The sequence below is a fragment of the Saccharospirillum sp. genome (assembly GCF_039982735.1).
Classification (GTDB): Bacteria; Pseudomonadota; Gammaproteobacteria; order Pseudomonadales; family Natronospirillaceae; genus Saccharospirillum.
Genome location: NZ_JBDWXV010000003.1, coordinates 406671 through 424523, shown reverse-complemented (window position 1 = coordinate 424523; position 17853 = coordinate 406671). Strand labels below are relative to the sequence as shown.

15 protein-coding genes are annotated in these 17853 nt (G+C 55.2%); 6 read left to right on the top strand and 9 right to left on the bottom strand.

The window, feature by feature from the left end; genetic code table 11:
* Positions 1–11: 11 nt before the first annotated feature.
* From ABJT94_RS03235 to acsA, 4 genes are read right to left on the bottom strand one after another with little or no spacing between them, the layout of a single operon-like run.
* A complete protein-coding gene (locus ABJT94_RS03235) occupies positions 12–260 on the bottom strand; it encodes an acyl carrier protein (RefSeq protein WP_348474074.1) in 249 nt (82 codons plus the stop codon).
* Entirely contained in the window at positions 257–1528 is a 1272-nt protein-coding gene (locus ABJT94_RS03230; protein WP_348474075.1) for a dihydrolipoamide acetyltransferase family protein, read from the bottom strand. The genes ABJT94_RS03235 and ABJT94_RS03230 overlap by 4 nt, the downstream gene beginning before the upstream one ends.
* On the bottom strand, positions 1521–3557 hold the full coding sequence (pdhA, locus tag ABJT94_RS03225) for a pyruvate dehydrogenase (acetyl-transferring) E1 component subunit alpha (protein ID WP_348474076.1): 2037 nt from the start codon (positions 3555–3557) through the stop codon (positions 1521–1523). Before pdhA ends, ABJT94_RS03230 begins: the two co-directional genes overlap by 8 nt.
* Entirely contained in the window at positions 3557–5341 is a 1785-nt protein-coding gene (gene acsA, locus ABJT94_RS03220) for an acetate--CoA ligase (protein WP_348474077.1), read from the bottom strand. Before acsA ends, pdhA begins: the two co-directional genes overlap by 1 nt.
* A 338-nt stretch (positions 5342–5679) precedes the next feature.
* On the opposite strand from acsA, the gene glgC reads away from it, so the two are divergent.
* Together glgC and ABJT94_RS03210 are read left to right on the top strand one after the other, a co-directional pair.
* Entirely contained in the window at positions 5680–6969 is a 1290-nt protein-coding gene (gene glgC, locus ABJT94_RS03215) for a glucose-1-phosphate adenylyltransferase (RefSeq protein WP_348474078.1), read from the top strand.
* Between the two features lie 253 nt (positions 6970–7222).
* Positions 7223–8401: a M24 family metallopeptidase gene (locus ABJT94_RS03210; RefSeq protein WP_348474079.1), complete on the top strand. Its 1179-nt coding sequence runs from the start codon at positions 7223–7225 to the stop codon at positions 8399–8401.
* A gap of 35 nt (positions 8402–8436) precedes the next feature.
* Here the strand turns inward: ABJT94_RS03210 and ABJT94_RS03205 are convergent, their stop codons facing one another.
* Complete coding sequence (locus ABJT94_RS03205) at positions 8437–9333, bottom strand: LysR family transcriptional regulator (RefSeq protein WP_348485115.1); 897 nt, start codon at positions 9331–9333, stop codon at positions 8437–8439.
* 182 nt (positions 9334–9515) lie between these two features.
* On the opposite strand from ABJT94_RS03205, the gene ABJT94_RS03200 reads away from it, so the two are divergent.
* Positions 9516–9722, top strand: coding sequence for a hypothetical protein (locus tag ABJT94_RS03200; RefSeq protein WP_348474080.1), 207 nt, complete (start codon positions 9516–9518; stop codon positions 9720–9722).
* Positions 9723–9787: 65 nt separating this feature from the next.
* On the opposite strand, the gene ABJT94_RS03195 is transcribed toward ABJT94_RS03200, so the two are convergent.
* Positions 9788–10672, bottom strand: a complete 885-nt coding sequence (locus ABJT94_RS03195; RefSeq protein ID WP_348474081.1) for a LysR family transcriptional regulator ArgP — start codon at positions 10670–10672, stop codon at positions 9788–9790.
* Between the two features lie 134 nt (positions 10673–10806).
* Here ABJT94_RS03195 and ABJT94_RS03190 point away from each other — a divergent pair, with 134 nt between their 5' ends.
* A complete protein-coding gene (locus ABJT94_RS03190; RefSeq protein WP_348474082.1) occupies positions 10807–11406 on the top strand; it encodes a LysE family transporter in 600 nt (199 codons plus the stop codon).
* A 7-nt stretch (positions 11407–11413) separates the two neighbouring features.
* Here ABJT94_RS03190 and ABJT94_RS03185 read toward each other — a convergent pair whose 3' ends face one another.
* Complete coding sequence (locus ABJT94_RS03185; RefSeq protein ID WP_348474083.1) at positions 11414–11842, bottom strand: PilZ domain-containing protein; 429 nt, start codon at positions 11840–11842, stop codon at positions 11414–11416.
* Between the two features lie 192 nt (positions 11843–12034).
* On the opposite strand from ABJT94_RS03185, the gene ABJT94_RS03180 reads away from it, so the two are divergent.
* Complete coding sequence (locus ABJT94_RS03180; RefSeq protein WP_348474084.1) at positions 12035–13465, top strand: OmpA family protein; 1431 nt, start codon at positions 12035–12037, stop codon at positions 13463–13465.
* 68 nt (positions 13466–13533) lie between these two features.
* The gene (locus ABJT94_RS03175; protein ID WP_348474085.1) at positions 13534–14805 is read left to right on the top strand and encodes an MFS transporter; all 1272 of its coding nucleotides are present in this window, start codon (positions 13534–13536) and stop codon (positions 14803–14805) included.
* Positions 14806–14861: 56 nt separating this feature from the next.
* Here ABJT94_RS03175 and ABJT94_RS03170 read toward each other — a convergent pair whose 3' ends face one another.
* Positions 14862–16520 carry a tetratricopeptide repeat protein gene (locus ABJT94_RS03170; RefSeq protein WP_348474086.1) on the bottom strand — a complete coding sequence of 553 codons (1659 nt, stop codon included), beginning with the start codon at positions 16518–16520 and terminating at the stop codon, positions 14862–14864.
* Positions 16521–16752: 232 nt separating this feature from the next.
* Positions 16753–17817, bottom strand: a complete 1065-nt coding sequence (locus ABJT94_RS03165; protein WP_348483218.1) for a hypothetical protein — start codon at positions 17815–17817, stop codon at positions 16753–16755.
* Between the last annotated feature and the right edge of the window lie 36 nt (positions 17818–17853).

Sequence of the window (17853 nt, the reverse complement as noted above, 5' to 3'; positions counted from 1 at the left end):
CTTCCCAGTACTTACGCCGGGTGTTTTTCCAGGTAAGCCACCAACTGAGCCAGGCTTTGTAAGCGGGCGAAATCGGTCTCGGGGATGTTAACGCCCAGTCGCTTGTGAATGGCCGAAGCCAAATTGAACGAATCCATGGAATCCAGGTCGTAGTCATCTCGCAAGCTGGCATCGTCGGTTATCTCAGCGGCGGACAAGTCTGGTGCGATGCGGGTAATTTCTTCGATCAGAGCAGTTCTCAGTTCATCACGGTTCATCATGATTCAGGCTCCTGGTGGGCAGGTTGATTGAGCTGTTCGGGGTCTTGCAGGGTCTGGTTGATTCGGTCGAGAAACAACCCGCCACGGTGACCATCACTGACGCGGTGATCGGCCGCCAGCGTGGCCTGCATGACCGGTCGGACTGCCAGCATGTCCCCAATGGCCCAAGGGCGTGAATTCACTTTGCCAAACCCCAGAATGGCGACTTGCGGCGGATAAATAACGCCATAGACGGTGTCGGCGCCTCGCTCGCCCAGCGCGGTGATGGTAATGGTGCCCCGGGTCATTTCCGAACTGCGCAAGCCACCCTGACGCGCGCGCCGGGTCAGGTCCTGCAGTTTTGTCATCAGCTCCGCCAGGTCGAGTTTGTCGGCGTCCATCAGTGCAGGTGTCATCAGACCAGCACCGCGTAAATTAATAGCGATACCGAGATTGACTGAAGGGCTGGGCTGGTAAGTTCCCTCCTGAAAATAACCGTTCATTTCCGGAAAATCGCGCAGGGCATTGGCGACGGCTTTGAAAATCAATGCGGACATCAGCAGCCGCTTCTCCGGTGTCTGGCTGGCGTTATATGCCTCAAGCCAGCGAGTTGCGGCCAGCATATCTACAGCCGTGGCCAGGTAGTAGTGAGGTATTTCCCGTTTCGAGCGTGCCATGGCGGCGGCAATGGCTTTGCGCATTTCGATTGGGTTAAACCCGGCGTGAGATTTTTCGCCTTTTGGTTCTGCTGCGGCTGGCGCTTGCTGAGCAGTGGAGGTGAGATCGCCGACCAAAATGGCTCCCTGCGGTCCACTGCCCGTTACGCCTGCCAGCGACTGGCCGGACTGCGCAGCGCGCTGGCGAGCCAGTGGGCTGGCTTTCAGTCGTTCCGGTGTTGTCGTCGGCGTCTGCGTGATTCGATCATTCTTTTCTGTTTTAACCGACACTTCCACCGCAGGCTTGGTACTCGGTTCCAGCTGCCGGTCAGCTTCAACGGATGCGTTCGGTGCAGTTTCCGGTTCGGCGGGTGTCTGGCTGGCTGGCGCCACGCTGGCTTGGGTGGCTAAACGTGCGATGGGGCTACCAACCGGCACGGTGGTGTCCACCGGTACATAAAGTTCTTCCACAACGCCTTCTTCAAATACTTCCACTTCAATGGCACCTTTGGCGGTTTCTACCACGGCAATAACGTCACCCCGGTGAACCGTGTCGCCGGCTTTCACCTGCCATTCCACCAAAACGGCCTCGTCCATATCTGCCCCGAGGGAGGGCATCAGGAAGTCACTCATGGCCGCCTCGCAGCGTTTCTTTGGCGGCTTGTACGATAGCGTCGACCTGGGGGAGTGCCGCCACTTCCAGGTGAGCAGCGTAGGGAATGGGCACCTCTTCACTGGCGACTCGCCCGACAGGCGCGTCCAACTCCCAGAACGCCTTGTCCATGAGAGCCGCACTGACCTCAGCAGCCATGCCGCCGGTTTTCCAGGCCTCCTCGATGACCACAGCCCGGTGCGTTCGAGACAGAGATTCGACCAGGGTAGCCGTATCCAATGGGCGCAGTACGCGCAGATCGATCACTTCAGCGTCGATGCCTTCCTGGCTCAGTGCGTCAGCGGCGGCTAGCGTTTTATTAAGACAACCCCCGTAGGTGATCAGGGTAATGTCTTTACCGGGTCGGCGTATGGCCGCCTGATCGATGTTGACGCCTTGTGGGCAAGGGGCCAGTGTGCCTTTGTCGTTATAGTGAGCCGCATGTTCGAAAATCAGCACCGGGTTAGGGTCCTGCAGTGCCGACCAGAGCATGTAGCGTGCGTCTTCCAGTGTTGCGGGCGTGAGTACACGCAAACCCGGTACGTGAGCGTACCAGTGTTCCAGGCTGTGTGAATGTTGAGCGGCCAACTGACGGCCCGCTCCGGTCGCCATGCGAATCACCAGCGGAACATTGAACTGGCCGCCGGACATATGCAGCAGGGCTGCTGCGGTATTCACAATCTGATCCATGGCAAGCAGGCTGAAATTGACCGTCATGATTTCAACGATAGGGTGCATGCCACCGAGTGCCGCCCCGACGCCAGCGCCGGTAAACCCATTTTCAGACAACGGCGTATCACGCACCCGCTGTTCACCGAATTCAGCCAGCAGGTCATGGCTGACCGCGTAGCAACCGCCATAGTGGCCCACGTCTTCACCCATCAGGAAGGCGCGGTCGTTGTATTGCAGCGCTTCTTGCAGGCCCAGGTGACAGGCCTCGCGATAGGTGGTTTCCAGGGGCTCGCTGTTGGCATTGGGTGGTGGGGTTAACGGATCGTTCACGGGCAGGGAAACGTGCTGTTTCAAGGTGGCAACGGGCTCCCAGGGTGAAGACTCGGCAAAGCTAACGGCCGCCTCAATCTCTGCGGCGACGGCCTCTTCCATGCGTTGCAGGTCGTCCGGGTGCAGCAGCTGGTTGTTGTCCATCCAGCGGGTTAGCAATACGATCGGGCCCTTGTCTTTCCAGGTTTCAACTTCGGCCTTGTCGCGATACAGCTGCGGGTCGAACATGGAGTGCGCGCGGAAACGGTAGGTGTGGCATTCTAGAAACTGCGGTCCGGTTCCCTGACGAATGGCTTCGACCGCACGCCGGGATGCAGCTTCAACGTCGACCACGTTCATGCCATCGACGCGCTCAGCTTTTATCTGATAAGCCTCGGCTTTGACATACACATCCCGTTGCGACTGGGACAGGGCCAGCGCTGTACCCATGGCATAGTTGTTGTTTTCACACACGAACAGGACAGGCAATTGCCACAAGGCAGCCAGGTTAAGGCTTTCGTGAAAAGCGCCTTCAGCCGCAGCCCCTTCACCAAAAAAACAAACGGTTACCCGGTTGCGCCCTGCCATTTTATCGGCCAGCGCCAGGCCGACCGCCAGTGGCAAACCGCCACCGACGATGGCGTTACCACCAAAGAACCGTTGCTGCGCATCAAACAGATGCATGGACCCGCCACGGCCTCTGCTGCAACCGGTTTCCTTGCCATACATTTCAGCCATCACCTTGTCCATCGGCACGCCGCGCAGCAGGGCATGGCCGTGCTCGCGATACGTCGCTACTACGGCATCGTCATCGTTCAGGGCGCGGGCGACACCCACGGCCACGGCTTCTTCGCCGATGTAGAGATGCAGGAAACCGCGAATTTTCTCCCGGGTATAGAGTTCCGCACACTTTTCCTCGAACCGGCGTACGCGGATCATCTGAAACAACAGGTCAAGCAGATGATCGCGCGACAGCCTCAGTTTACGACTGGGATCCAACTGGCCTGGCAATGGTTTTGCAGTACTCATCAGCGCGACTCCTCCAGTGTGGACGTATCGCCCTCGGGCAGCCCCAGCTCGCGTGCTTTCAACAGGCGACGCATGATTTTTCCGCTGCGGGTTTTGGGAAGGTTGTCGCGAAACGCAATGGATTTGGGGGCGACGGCCGGGCCGAGTCGCTTGCGTGCCAGGCCCAGAATGTCCTGCGACAGCTTCTCGTCGGCTTCATAACCCGGTTTTAATCCAACAAAGGCTTTGACCACCTCACCACCGACCTCATCGGGTATCCCAATAACACCGGCCTCGGCAACGGCTGGGTGTTCCATTAGCACACTTTCGACTTCAAAGGGCCCGATCAGGTGCCCGGATGACTTAATGACATCGTCGGCCCGGCCAATGAACCAGAAGTAACCGTCTTCGTCTTTTCTGGCCAGATCACCGGTAAAATACCAGTCGTCAACAAAGGCTTTTTGGTAGCGGGCGTCTTCATGCAGGTAGCCGCGAAACATCGAAGGCCAGCCAGCTTTCAGAACCAGCTCACCGGTTTCATTGGGGTCGGTGATCAGACGCATCTCACCGGCCTCCGAGCGTTCCGCAATGGCGGCTTCAATGCCCGGCATCGGTCGGCCCATGGACCCGGGCTTGATGTCCATGCTGGCGTAGTTGGCAATCATGATGCCGCCGGTTTCGGTTTGCCACCAGTTGTCATGAAACGGCAGGCCCAGGGTTTCAAGGCCCCAGACAACGGCCTCGGGGTTCAGGGGTTCGCCGACACTGGCGAGAAAGCGCAGAGAGGATAAATCGTGCTGCCGGGCCAGTTCAGGGCCGTACTTCATCAGCATGCGAATGGCGGTTGGTGCTGTATACCAGACGGTCACGTGCTGATCCTGGAGTATCCGGTACCAGCGTTCGGCTTCGAATTCGGCTTCATCGATGATCAGCGTTACGCCATGGCACAGGGGCGCGATAATGCCGTAAGACGTACCCGTCACCCAGCCCGGATCCGCCGTACACCAGTAAATGTCCCGGGGGTGAAGATCCAGTGCGAACGCGGCCGTCATGTAGTGTGCCAGCACGGCCTGGTGGACATGGATAGCCCCTTTGGGTTTGCCTGTGGTGCCACTGGTGAAGTGCAGTAATGCCATGTCTTCCGGACGGGTCGCAACGGTTTCGAATTGCGGGCTGCAGTGCGCCAGCATGGGTTGCAGGAAGACGATTTCCAGCTGGGTATTATCTGGCGAGTCCAACGTATCCGGGGCGTCGAGCAGAAGGATATAGCGTAACGATGGCAACTGGGATATCCAGCTTGCCAGCTTCTTCCGGTAAAGCCGGGCCGTAGTCACAATGGCGGTGGCATTGCCAATGTCCATTCTCGCCTGAATAGGTTCCGGGCCGAAGGCGGAGAACAGGGGGGAAAAGACACACCCGGCCTTTAGCGTGCCAAGAGCGGCCATGTAGAGGTCGGGTGTGCGACCACTGAGACAGAATACCCGGTCGCCGGTTTGCAGGCCCAGAGATGTCAGGGCACTGGCAAAGCGGTTGGCCCGTTCCCACAGAGCTGAATAAGTAATCTCTTCGGGTTCGTTGCCGGGTTCTTTACTGAGAAAACGCAGCGCAACCTGATCTTTCGTGGCAGTTAGCTGATGCCGGTCCAGGGCGATGCTGGCAATGTTGAGGTGCCCGGTCGCAGCGGACATGTTCAATGCGTCGCTGGCCCGCTGCCACTGGAATGAATCTCGAACAGCTTCATAGTTGCGCAGGTTTGGCTGAATGCTATCGCTGGCTGTTTGCTTGGACACGATCGGATAGGTCATGGATGACGCTCCGTTGGATCCTGTCTACAACCTGATGGCAGGAAGGCGAATGGAAAGAGCCTATTCAGTCTAGTCTTAACACAGTGCCAGGCGATGATCTGTGTCAATTTTATGGGTGAGGTTTACCCTGGCAGCCGCCATTCGAATCCAGACGTAATATTGAACAATGTTTTAGTTACGCAACAAATTTAAAGCTTGATAAGTATCAATAAGAGGTTCATTAAAGCCGCTATAGTTAACGACTGAACATTGCCTGGGTCGGGTAGGTAACTGCTGCATCTGTGACCGGTGGTAGGCGCTTACGCACTTTATCAAGAACGAGTTGGGGGCAGTGTGGTATGCAAGCAAGACGATCCAACCAGCAAGGAAGAGCCTTGGCAGAGGAAAGCCTGGCACTGATTCTGGCCGGAGGGCATGGCACCCGGCTAAAGAATCTGACTCGCTGGCATGCCAAGCCGGCGGTTCCCTTTGGAGGGCAGTTCCGGACTATTGATTTTGCATTGTCCAACTGTTTGCATTCAGGTCTGAAGCGCATTGGTATTCTCACCCAGTACAAGTCTTACTCGCTCAATTGTCATATCCAGCGTGGCTGGAACTTTCTTAACAACGGCATGGGCGATTTCGTAGATTTGCTGCCAGCCCAGCAACGCATGGGGGATGGCTGGTATCAGGGCACGGCGGATGCGGTTTATCAGAACCTGGATATTATTGAACAATACGCTCCCACTTATGTGGTGATTCTCGCCGGTGACCACGTTTATAAAATGGATTACGGCGACCTCCTGTTGCATCACCAGTCATCAGGTGCTCCGATGACGGTGGCCTGCATTGAAGTAGACGTGCAGGCAGCTCAGGGGTTTGGGGTGATGGCCATCGATTGGAACAACCGGGTGTTTGCTTTCGATGAAAAACCCCGTGATCCCAGAACCTTGCCTGGCAAACCTGAACGTGCGCTGGCGTCTATGGGAATCTATGTGTTCAATACTGCCTTCTTGATCGAACAGCTCCGCCAGGATGCCAATGACCGAGTGTCGAGCCATGACTTCGGTAAAGACATTATTCCCAGCCTCATTGATCAGTGGCCAGTCAACGCTTACCCCTTTGTGAGTAAAAAAGGCGAGCCCGCTTATTGGCGGGACGTAGGCACCCTGGATCAGTTCTGGCAAGCCAATATGGAGTTGCTCGGTGATTGTCCGGCCATGGATTTGTTTGACCGGCACTGGCCCATCTGGACTGCGCAGGAGCAGTTGCCGCCCTCCCGTTTTGTGTTCAACTCCGAACGGGGCTCGCACGGCCAAGCCACCAACTCTGTGGTTGGTAACGGGTGCCTGATAGACGGCGCGACAGTCGAAAACAGTATCATTTTCAATGATGTAACGATCAATGCCGGAGCCCGCGTCAGTGATTCGCTGATATTGCCAGGGGCTTATATAGGCAGCGACTGTCATTTAAGCAGAGTCATTGTTGATCAACGATGCGTTATTCCCAGAGGTACCGTCATCGGTGAGGATGCTGTGAAGGACGCGCTGCAGTACACCCTGTCGCCCGGCGGAATTGTACTGGTATCCTCTTCCGATTGTGGCCTGCCGGTGGTTGAAAATCGATACCGGGTGCCAGCGGTCGTTTGAAGCGAAGCCTCTCTCCTGCCCGAACACCGGGCTTTATGGTGCCCTTCCGGGCAACTCAGCCCTGATCTCCCCTGAATGTGAACATTAATCGTTGATGATGTTACTGGCATTGTGCAGGCATTGACTGGCACAATCCAAAAGACCCTGTTCTGCGCTTGCTAAAGGCTGGTAACTGCTTGCAAGGGGTACACAAGTGAATGGTTGTGACAACGAGGTGTGCATAGCACTTATGGTTTGAATCGGAGGTGGCTGAGTGAAGCTGGCATTTACGAAAAAGGAATACCTGCAACGCGTCAAGAAAGTGCGGCGGGAAATGCGAACACGTAAGGTCGATATTCTGATTGCGACTGACCCCGGCAATATGAATTGGCTAACCGGGTATGACGGCTGGTCGTTTTACGTGCACCAGGGCGTGGTTATTCATGTCGACCAGGAAGAGCCCATCTGGTTCGGGCGCCGCATGGACGAGAGCGCGGCTCTGTTGCGCTGTTTCATGAAGAAAGAAAACCTGACCAGTTACCCGGAAGAGTACGTTCAGAACCTCGAAAAACACCCGATGACCTGGCTGGCCGAGCACCTGTTTATCGAAAACGGCTGGAGTGGGGCCACCATCGCCACCGAGATGGATAATTACTACTACACCGCCGATGCCCATCGCTCTCTGCGTCTTGCGTTGCCGGAAGCCCGCTTTGTCGACAGCCATAATCTGGTGAACTGGTGCCGGGCCATCAAGTCGGCCAAAGAAATTGAGTTCATGAAGATCGCTGGCAAGATCACGTCGAAAATTCATCAGCGTATTCTGGATGTGGCGCGGGTAGGGGTGCCGAAGAGTCACGTTGTCTCACAAATTTACGAGACGGCGATTGCCGGTGTTGACGGTTACAGCGGCGATTACCCCTCTATTGTGCCGTTGCTGCCCTCTGGCAAAGAGGCTTCGGCGTCTCATATCACCTGGGATGAACGGCCGTTTCGTGCCAATGAAGGGACCTTCTTCGAAATCTCAGGCTGCTACAAACGCTACCATGCGCCCATGTCGCGCACGCTCTATATGGGCAAGCCCAGCGCCCGTTTTCTGAACGCCGAAAAAGCCCTGCTGGAAGCTATTGATGCGGGGCTTGAGCAGGCCAAACCCGGTAATCGGACGTGCGACATCGCTAATGCGGTGAATGCCACCATGTTGAAGTACGGGATTGATCGTCAGGGGTCCCGCTGTGGCTACCCCGTCGGCGTCAGCTACCCACCGGACTGGGGTGAGCGCACCTCCAGCTTGCGCGCTTCGGATGAAACCGTATTGCAGCCCGGCATGACCTTTCACTTCATGCCCGGTATCTGGCAGGACGACTGGGGCATCGAGATCACCGAAAGCATTCTGATCACCGAAACCGGTGTGGAGATGCTGTGCGATTTCCCGCGCCAGCTGTTTGTGAAATAAAACGGGGCTGACCGGGCGGCAACTTCGTCGTCTGGTCAGCGTTGTTTCTTAATTGCCGGGTACCCCGCCAATCGGGCGGTCTGCTCGCGTACCGCCCCGGTCATGAAATCCATCAGCGATTGAATGCGCGAGACGCCCCGTAAGTCCGGGTGCATCAGAAACCAGAGCCCGTAGCTCAGCTGTGGGATCGGGTCTGATAACTGAACCAGTTCGGGCTCACCATCGGCCAGATAACAGGGCAACACCGACACCCCAACTCCCGCTTTTACGCTGCTGAGCATCCCGATTAACGTATCGACCCGGAAGGCGCATTGTTTATCGTAGCCCTGTTCGGCCATCCATAGTCGCATGGGCTCGTCAAACAGGCGCGACCCGGGGCCGACCCAGGGCAGTTGGTGTAAATCGAAGGCGTCGGTGTCGATTTGGCGGTTCTGGCCATAGACCGCCATACCAATATCGGCCAGTTTGCGGCCGATCAGGTGCTCCGGCGGTGCGTTGGAGGGGCGAATGGCAACATCGGCTTCGCGTTTGGTGAGATTGAATAGCTGGTTGGACACGGCGATGTCCAGCGTGACACCCGGGTAGTGTTGCCGGAACTCACCAAACAGCGGGGCGAGAAGCCCTGCCATCATGGAGTCGGTGGTGGTTACCCAAACGGCGCCGGTCGGTTGCAAGTCCCGACCGACGATGCGGCGTTCCGCCTGCAACACAAAACTTTCCATTTGCCGGGCCGTTTCAGCCAGCTCCTCGCCCGACGGAGTTGGGAAGTAACCAGAGCGCGACCGTTCAAACAACATGACACCCAGCCGCTTTTCGATCTCTCCCAAGCGTCGGAAGACGGTCGCGTGGTTCACCTGCATCCGGCGCGCCGCTCCCGACAGCGAGCCGCTTTCGGCAATGGCCAGAACCGTTTCAAAGTCGTCCCAGTGAATCTGGTAGGGCCCGCCCTGGCGTTTTATTTGCGTTTTATGATGTGCGATTTTGCAAACTCCATTTGGCTTTTTTGGGAATTACTTTGCGAATAGTCTCAGCGTACCATATTCACATCGTCAGAGAAGGCCACTCTGTTCATTCAGTTGGGCCGTTAATTCACCGGCAATAGGAGGTTCCCCTCATGAGCCAGCTTAATTTTGACAAAGGCACGCTTTTTCAGGCCTATCGCAGCGCTTTTTTACTCGGGACGGCCTCAGCCCGCCTTTCGGAGCCTTCAAGCATTCCCGAGCGGTATCGCGATGCCGGAGATCGTATTCGCAGTGATCGGGTTGATCTGGATGCCCGCAACGCCAGGGCGCAGTGGCTGAAGAGTGTCTTTAAGCGCTAGAGCCGAAGGCAGTTCCAGGTGAAACGCCTCAGCAGAGAGCCCGGTTTAACCGGGCTTTTTCGGAGCTACTCAGTGCCTGCGCTGGGCAGTAATACCGCTTTTGCATGGGCGCCAACGGCTTCCCGAAGCTGTGTCATCGCGCTGCTTTCTGTTTGCCAGTAGTGCCAGTACAGGGGCACGTCCAGATAGTAGGGCGGGCTGACATCGATCAGTTCGCCACGGTTCAGATACGGCTGTACCTGCAGTTCCGGCAGCATTCCAAAGCCCAGCCCGGACAAAGCCATTTGCACAAACCCCTCTGAGGAGGGGCAGCGATGGATGCGCTGCGGCGGAGGCAACCTGAGGCTTTCCAGGAATTGATGTTGCAGCTGGTCGTCGTGGTTGAAAACAAGGCAGGGAATCTGGTTGAGGTTCTCCGGGTATTTAAGTGTCTGGTATCGCTCGACAAAGGCGGGGCTCGCCAGAGCCCGATAGCGCAACCTCCCCAACGCCATCACCGCCCCGCCATTGACCGGGCGCGACTCAGCACAGATGCACGCCATCACTTCACCCTGACGCATGCGCTTCAGCCCCACTTCCTGGTCTTCGACCACCAAGTCAAAATCCATTTCCGGGCTCAGTTCGCACCGCGCCAGCGCGGGGGCAAGCCAGGTGGCCATGGAATCGGCATTAACGGTGAGCCTGAGTTTAAGTGGCAAGGCATCGCGAGTGTCGACCAGATCCATTTCCAGTTGTCTTACCTGCTGTAAGTGATTGTTCAGCCGCCAGCCCATTGCCGTCGCCCGGGGCGGGGTGGTTCGCAGTAACACGGGCTGCCCGAGCCGCTGCTCCAGCTGTCGAATGCGCTGGCTGATGGCCGATTGCGTCAGATGCAGTTTCTGCGCTGCCCGCTCAAACCCGCCGGTTTCGATGACGGCCGCCAGTGCATCGAGCAGTCGGTAGTCGAGCATGTTAACCCCCGGTGAACGTGGAAAACGTTAATCTACGTTAATTAGAAATACTTATGAAGGATAAAAAACATTCGTTGGATTAATAGCGGCTTGCTCCTTAGCCTTCACGACAATCACCAACAACGGGAGCAGATATGGTCGGGTCTTTTATTACGGGTTTTGGCATTTCCATCGGTTTGATCGTGGCCATCGGAGCGCAGAATGCCTGGGTACTGAACAAGAGCATGCGCGGCGAACACCCAGCTGTTGTGGCGCTGGTGTGCTGCAGCATCGATGCTCTGCTGATCACGCTGGGGGTTTACAGTGTCGATTGGGTACAGCAACGCATCCCGGCGCTGGTTCCGGTGCTGACCTGGCTTGGCATCAGCTTGTTGTGTTGGTTGGCCGCCCAGGCGTTCTGGCGGGTGTGGCAGGGGTCTGGAGGGTTGAGAGTGGCCGTGGCAGGGGCGGCTGTGACCAAATGGCAAGTGGCCGGCCAGGCCATGGCGATCTCACTGCTGAACCCGCATGTGTACCTCGATACCGTTGTGCTGGTGGGCAGTGTGGGCGCTCAGCAGAGCTACCCGGGTTATTTTGTAGTCGGGGCGGCTGCCGCATCGACTACCTGGTTTTTCGGCTTAACCGGGTTTGGGCGTTACCTCGGGCCAAAGCTAAGGTCTCCAACGGCCTGGCGTTGGTTCGACGCGACCGTTGGCAGCGTCATGGTGCTGGTTGCCGTGTCCCTGGTGCCCTGAACCGGGCTTATTTGGGGTTGGATTCTCCAAGCCAGGCCGGAAAATCCCGGGCGTGCAGGTCAATCCACTCCCGGGCGGCTTCTTCCGGGGTCAGATCCCGACCCTGGCGCTCCCATTGTTGCCGGTACTGTTCGATGTGGCAGATTTGCTCAACCATGCGCACAGCAAAGGCATTTTCCAGGTTGTCGAAACGCAGCCCGATCACGAAGTGGTCGTCCTGCGGGTGGCACCAGACCACCTGGCCTTTGGTTTCAAACGGCGGATCACCAACCCCGATACTGACTTGCACAATCTGCCCGGGTTCGAGCGCCTCTTCTGTTATGAAACTGAGCCCACCCTGGCTGATGTCCAGCAATTCTGTCGGGTTGGGGTCGGTGGGTTGCTGGCACTGATACTTCAACGGCACAGCGGCCGGGTGGCGAATGTATTGTCGCACGGTGTACTCCTCACGCTGCGAAACAATGCCTTTAAACAACCATGCAGCGGATACCTTTCAGTATAGTCGACGCAGCGCTGCTTGCAGGCTGACATGAAATCTCCACACGCTTGCACTAGACTCAGACGATTGACTGTTTTTTACACCGCTTTACAACTCATACAATAAAAACGCATTAGGGGAGAAGTCCGGGTGAGTACCACTAAGAGCAATCAACAAGGCTGGGTCGCTGTGACGCTGGCTGTGATTCTTGTCATCGTTCTTGCCGTTGTGGCCTACTTTTATCAGCAATACCGGTCGCAATTGGCCCAGGCTCAGGAAAGTATGAGTGCACTCGAACAAGCCCAGGAGCGCGCACAATCGGAATTGAGTACCGTACAGAGCCGACTGAGCGACGCCAACAGCCGGGTTCGGGAACTGGAAGCCGAGCGCAGCCGGCTGCTGAGTGACGCTGAAACGACCAGCGAGCGTCTGGCGGCGTTGCAGGCCCAGTACGATAACCTGCGGCAGGATTCGCAATCGAGCGTGGGTGACCTGCAGTCCGAACTGGAGCAGGCACGCCAGGACCGCGACGCACTCCAGCAAACCCTGGCCGAAGCCGATGGCCTGATTGCCAGGCAGGCCGAGCAGCAAGCGAACCTGGAGGCTGAACTTAAGCAAACCATTGAAACACTGGCTGCCGTTGAAGCAGAGCTGGTTGCGGCTGAGGCACAACTGGCCGACACCACAGACGAACTGGCCGCAACCACAGCAGAACTTGAAGCAGAAAGAGCAAGTGCAGCTGATCTCAACCGTCAGTTAGACGCCAGCCAGGCGCATGTACAGCGGTTGCTGAACGAGCGCACGGCATTGCTGGCCAGTACCCAGCGCATGGAGCAGGAAGACCGACAGCAACAGGCTGCCAGCGACCGCTTGCAACAACAGCTGGATGAAACCCTGGCCGAATTAAACATTGCCGAAGTCGAGCTGATGCGGCGCGAAGCCAATCTCGATCAAGCCGTGGCTGAGCGGGAAACCGTGGTCGATGAGTATCGGCAGGCACGGGAAGAGTTGGCCTTGCAGCAGGCGCGCAGTGAAAACTACAGCGAAACCATTGCCGAGCTCGAAGCCCGCCTAAACCGTGAAACACAAGCCATGGATGAGCTGCAGAGCCAGCTGCAGTCGTTGAGTAATGAACGCCAAACCCTGGTGTCGCGACTGGAAGACGGCACTACGGTGATTAAGCTGCCGGAAAACATCGTCTTCGCCTCGGGTTCTGCCAGCATCGGCGAAGCGGGGCGGGAAACCCTGCAACTGCTGGCAGACGCCCTGGTGAGCTTTCCTGATCATCTGATCAGCATTCAGGGCCACAGTGATGGCCGGCCGATTTCGCCATCGTTGCAGGAAAAGTACCCCTCCAACTGGGAGCTTTCTACGGCGCGCGCCGCTTCGGCTGTGCAGGTGCTGAGCCAGTCGGGTATTGAGTCTGACCGTATGCAGGCCGTGGGGTACGCTGACACACGGCCACTGGTTGAAGAAACCGATGCGCAGAGTCGCCGAGCAAACCGGCGAATCGAAGTGCTGCTGTATCCAAACCAGTTCACCATGCGGGTGCTGGATCAGGCAGGCCTGGAAACCCCCTGATCATCAGTTTCTGGCGCGTTTTTATGGTTTAATGGCCGGGTACACAAACGACAGGGAACCCTAACCAAATGTCGAACCCGGCCGCTTCTGCCACGCCTCCGGTTACCGCGCCAGACCCATCGCCACCATCGTTTCGGCTTATCGAATTCATCACCCTGTTTGCGCTGCTGACCTCGCTTACGGCGCTCACCATCGACGCCATACTCCCGGCCTTTCCGGCCATGGCTGCCAGCTTCTCGGTAGCCGATGCAACCGACCTTCAAATGACCATTAGCCTGATGGTGCTGGGCATGGTGTTTGGCGAGCTGGCGTTTGGCCCGCTGGCCGACGCCTACGGCCGCAAATGGGCCATAGTGACAGGCTTGCTGGTATTTGGCACAGGGACACTGATCGCCCTCTTTGCCCAGTCAATGACGATGCTGTTACTGGGCAGACTGGTTCAGGGCTTGGGTGTAGCCGGCTCCAAAATTGGCACTCGGGCGCTCATTCGCGACCGGTTCCAGGGTGAAGCGATGGCGCGCATTATGTCCTTCGTGATGATGATTCTGATACTGGTGCCTATGCTGGCCCCGGCACTGGGGCAACTGGTGCTGTGGATAGCTGGCTGGCGTGCAATTTTTCTAATGTTGCTGGCGCTGGCCCTGATTGCCGGCGCCTGGCTGGTTGTGCGACAACCCGAAACACTGACCACCGAGCGGCGCCTTCCGATTCGGCCGCTTCCTCTTGCAAAAACCACCCTGCGCATTCTGAAACACCCACAAGTAATGGCCTATACCATTGTCGCTGGCCTGGTGTTTGGGTGCCAGGTGGTCTATTACAGCATCGCCCATTCGCTGTTTGAAGACCTGTACCAGGCAGGTGCCCGCTTTCCGCTCTACTTTGCAATACTGGCCGCCGGCATTGGCCTGGCATCGCTGACCAACGGCGCACTGGTCATGCGCCTGGGGATGTATCGTCAAACCCTGACGGCGCTGATCGGCATGATGGGGATCAGCGCATCGCTGGCTATCCTGGCATGGCTGGGAGAGGGCAAACCCTCATTGCCGGTGTTTTTATTGCTGGGGTTCTGGTTGTTTTTTGGCGTGGGCCTTTTGTTTGGCAACATCAACGCACTCGCCATGCAGTCACTGGGGCAGGTCGCCGGTCTTGGCTCCTCGATTATCGCCTCATTCTCCAGTCTGGTAGCCGTGGGGGTATCCTTTGCCGTTGGCCCGCTCTATAACCAGACGGTGTACCCTTTGGCGCTGGCCTTTTTTGGCGCAGCGGCCATCAGTCTGGTGCTGGTTATGAGTGTGTATGGGCGGGATTGCGGCGAAGTAGAGCCAGTGAGGCAAGGTTAGCGAGGCTGTATACTGCCTGCACTGGCTTCTTCGTGCCTGGTTTACGGTGCCATAGACTATCGATTGGCTCGCCAATAGGCACTCCAGCGATCAGACCTTAATTGGGACTGTTCGACATAATAGCCATGTTTGTAAAAGTCGCTCATCTCCCTAGCCGCTTCGGGAATTCCATTGCTGGCGGCGTATTGAATACGTTCGAATGCCTCCTGATAGCTCTGCTCGAAGCCTTGCCCGCTTTTATACAATAAACCAACCAGATAGCTTGCCCTTGGGTTACCTGCATTTGCCTGCTCCAAAAGGGTAGTGCGGCCAGCTGCCAACTGTTCATCACTGTCTGGTTCAAATGCATAGACTTCCCCAAGCTTTACGGTAGCTTCTATTACCCCGTCATCTGAAGCGGACTCGAGCAATGGGATTGCTTTGCTTCTATCGTACCCATCGCTATTCTGAGAGCCTGCCAGATAAGCTAACCCACGGACATAATTAACGTATTCAGTTGCATCGCTACTGGAGGAGGCTTGGTTTATCCAATAGGAAGCCTGAGCTGTGTCTTTTTCAACGCCGATTCCCAGCAGGTAGTACTCGGCCAACTTTGCCTGGGCAAGCTTGTGGCCATTTCTTGCTGCGAAATCCATAAATCTAAAGGCATTGTTATAGTCGAAATCAAGTCGTCCATCGACATCCCTTCGCCCCAGCCCGCGAAATGAGATTTCAGCACGCCAGTAACTGGCTCGCGGATCATCAGGGATGCGGGAGTAGTGAATAGACGCATTTCTGTAATCTTCGCTCTTTCGGTACATTTCAGCTATTTCAAAGTAGTGCGGTTCATCGCAACAACGATAGTATTGAAGTGCCATTTCTATGTCTTTCTCTACTCCAATACCATTCGCCCACATATCTGCCAGCTTTTTCGAGTACTCGCCAGCGATATCAGTGTCGTTGTTCCAAGCCAGTTTGGAATAGAAATAGTGAGCATCCGGGTAATTTTGCTCCACGCCGTCACCACTGAAATAACGGTTAGAAACGATGACCATCAGTTCCGTGGCAATGTCATCTGAGTACTCATCTTCCCCTGGCTCGAGAGCGCCAACCCTTGCTTCATAAGCTGCTTCATAGGCTTTAAACGCTCGTGCTCTGGATTCGGCATCCCCCGTGCTTTCATAGAGCACATCCTGTTTTCTGGCAAAATCACGCAATTCAACGTAACTAAGATAGGCAGGTGCCTCTTTAGTACCGCTTTCTAACCACTCCTCGATAGAAAGCTGGTCCGGCCTATTTGGTATTTGAACTACCAGGTAATAGAGTGTCGCAACGACAAGCCCCGCAACAACAGGAGCGATTGCAGGCCATACAATTCTTGATAGTGATGGTCTTTGGAGGCATTTATTCCGCTTTTCCAAGAAATAGGCAAGCAAGACGATGCCAATGCCGCAGAATGCTATCAGGTACGTGACTCTATAAAAACAAGCAATAGCATAAAGTGCAGAAGTAAGGGAGAGCCATGAAGTCACGGACTTATAGTTCATTGACATTCGTTTCAATGCGCTGGCGCCGATGAATACAGCCCCTAAAGACACCAGGCTCCAGCCGACTGAGGCATCTACATCACTCAGGCTATACCTGTTTATAGTTTGTATTAAAGCAAATAGGAATAGGAATAGAAGTGATGTGTATACTGCGGTCATTAATGGATACAAAATTCTTTTATCGATCATGGGAGTCTATCTTTACCTTAAAGTTTCAATATCAAAGTGCAGTGAATTTATCAGTTAGGTTAGCTTTCAGCTGACGCAGTGAGCGGAGTTGTGTCGTTGCTTGTGGCTACTAAGCGTCAGCTTATTTCTAGTGGTACATTTCGATGGCTTAAGCTAAGTCGGTGATATCCTGTCTATTTTTTCAATGAAATATGCCTAAACGTTTGATTGGTAGTTGACTCAAGTAAGCAGATCACCGGATTGCCTCCCGACGTTCTTTGTCAATTTTGAAAAAGAAATCTGCAAGCTTGTCCATTTCCGCCTCGTACTCTTTCATGGTGAAGAACTCTCTATAGGCCGGGTCCATCATACGATCTTCGCCTTTTAGAAACTTAACCCATCGCCGTAACTTTACTATGATAGTCCGTAAAACGTCTTCTCTGGCATAGATAGGGCAGGCTTCATAGAACTCAATCAGTCTATCGGCACTGAACTGATCGGGTTTTATCATTCGTCTTAGCCTTGTATCCAATGCCGCCATATCATTCTGGATTTCCTCGGCTACTTCGTTGAAATCTGCCTCGGTCATTTCGATTCCATCTTCTGTCAGATCTTCTATGGTATAGCCGTTTTTCTCGACAAAACGAACCTGATGGATCAGCCCTGGTACTTCGGGTATAGGTCGACTTTGGTCCATAAAGTCTGTCAGTACGCGCCAAAAGAACTGGGCTTGTTCGTATTGAGGTGCGAACCCAAAGTGTACCTTCCAGAGTCGATTTCGTTCGTTGAGTAGATTGACTTCAGGCATCAGGAAGAATGAACTGACAGGGCCGCCGCGCATGTATTTTGAGTTCCAGTAACACTTTACTTTTTCGAAAGGCACAGTAAGGGAGTGCTTTTTGTTTTTTTTCCAAAAGCAAACATTTCCGGTGGTTCTATCAAAAACCACCCAGATATCTTCCCCACTAGTTCTAGATTTATACATTGAAAACGAGACAAGTAAAAAGGTTAGCCCCGCCATGCTTAAAAAAAATGTAGTTCCGTCGTTTGGGAGCGGAACTAATCCGAAAAACAGGAATATCAGTAAGAAAAAAGTAGATATAAACCCTATTGTTCTTATCCAGCCAACAGAAGAGTCCGATTGTATAACCCATTGCTTTCCATCTGTTTTCGTATAGAAAGGCGTATGAAAACTATAGACTGATTGAGGTTTCACCAGATCTGGCCTCAGCCACTTGGCCCGACGAACCGGGCGGGTGTTCTTTGTCAATTCTTTAGTACAACTCCAGTCAGGGTAGCGGTACTTTATTTTTCCCATTAATAGTTCTTCAACCCTAAATATCATTGTTTTCTA

Bases quoted from the DNA above. Each gene is read 5' to 3' on its own strand.
- ABJT94_RS03190 (WP_348474082.1), top strand. From the start codon at position 10,807: ATGGTCGGGTCTTTTATTACGGGTTTTGGCATTTCCATCGGTTTGATC.
- ABJT94_RS03165 (WP_348483218.1), bottom strand. From the start codon at position 17,817: ATGGGAAAAATAAAGTACCGCTACCCTGACTGGAGTTGTACTAAAGAA.
- ABJT94_RS03230 (WP_348474075.1), bottom strand. From the start codon at position 1,528: ATGAGTGACTTCCTGATGCCCTCCCTCGGGGCAGATATGGACGAGGCC.
- ABJT94_RS03175 (WP_348474085.1), top strand. From the start codon at position 13,534: ATGTCGAACCCGGCCGCTTCTGCCACGCCTCCGGTTACCGCGCCAGAC.
- ABJT94_RS03195 (WP_348474081.1), bottom strand. From the start codon at position 10,672: ATGCTCGACTACCGACTGCTCGATGCACTGGCGGCCGTCATCGAAACC.
- glgC (WP_348474078.1), top strand. From the start codon at position 5,680: ATGCAAGCAAGACGATCCAACCAGCAAGGAAGAGCCTTGGCAGAGGAA.
- pdhA (WP_348474076.1), bottom strand. From the start codon at position 3,557: ATGAGTACTGCAAAACCATTGCCAGGCCAGTTGGATCCCAGTCGTAAA.
- acsA (WP_348474077.1), bottom strand. From the start codon at position 5,341: ATGACCTATCCGATCGTGTCCAAGCAAACAGCCAGCGATAGCATTCAG.
- ABJT94_RS03170 (WP_348474086.1), bottom strand. From the start codon at position 16,520: ATGATCGATAAAAGAATTTTGTATCCATTAATGACCGCAGTATACACA.
- ABJT94_RS03235 (WP_348474074.1), bottom strand. From the start codon at position 260: ATGATGAACCGTGATGAACTGAGAACTGCTCTGATCGAAGAAATTACC.
- ABJT94_RS03200 (WP_348474080.1), top strand. From the start codon at position 9,516: ATGAGCCAGCTTAATTTTGACAAAGGCACGCTTTTTCAGGCCTATCGC.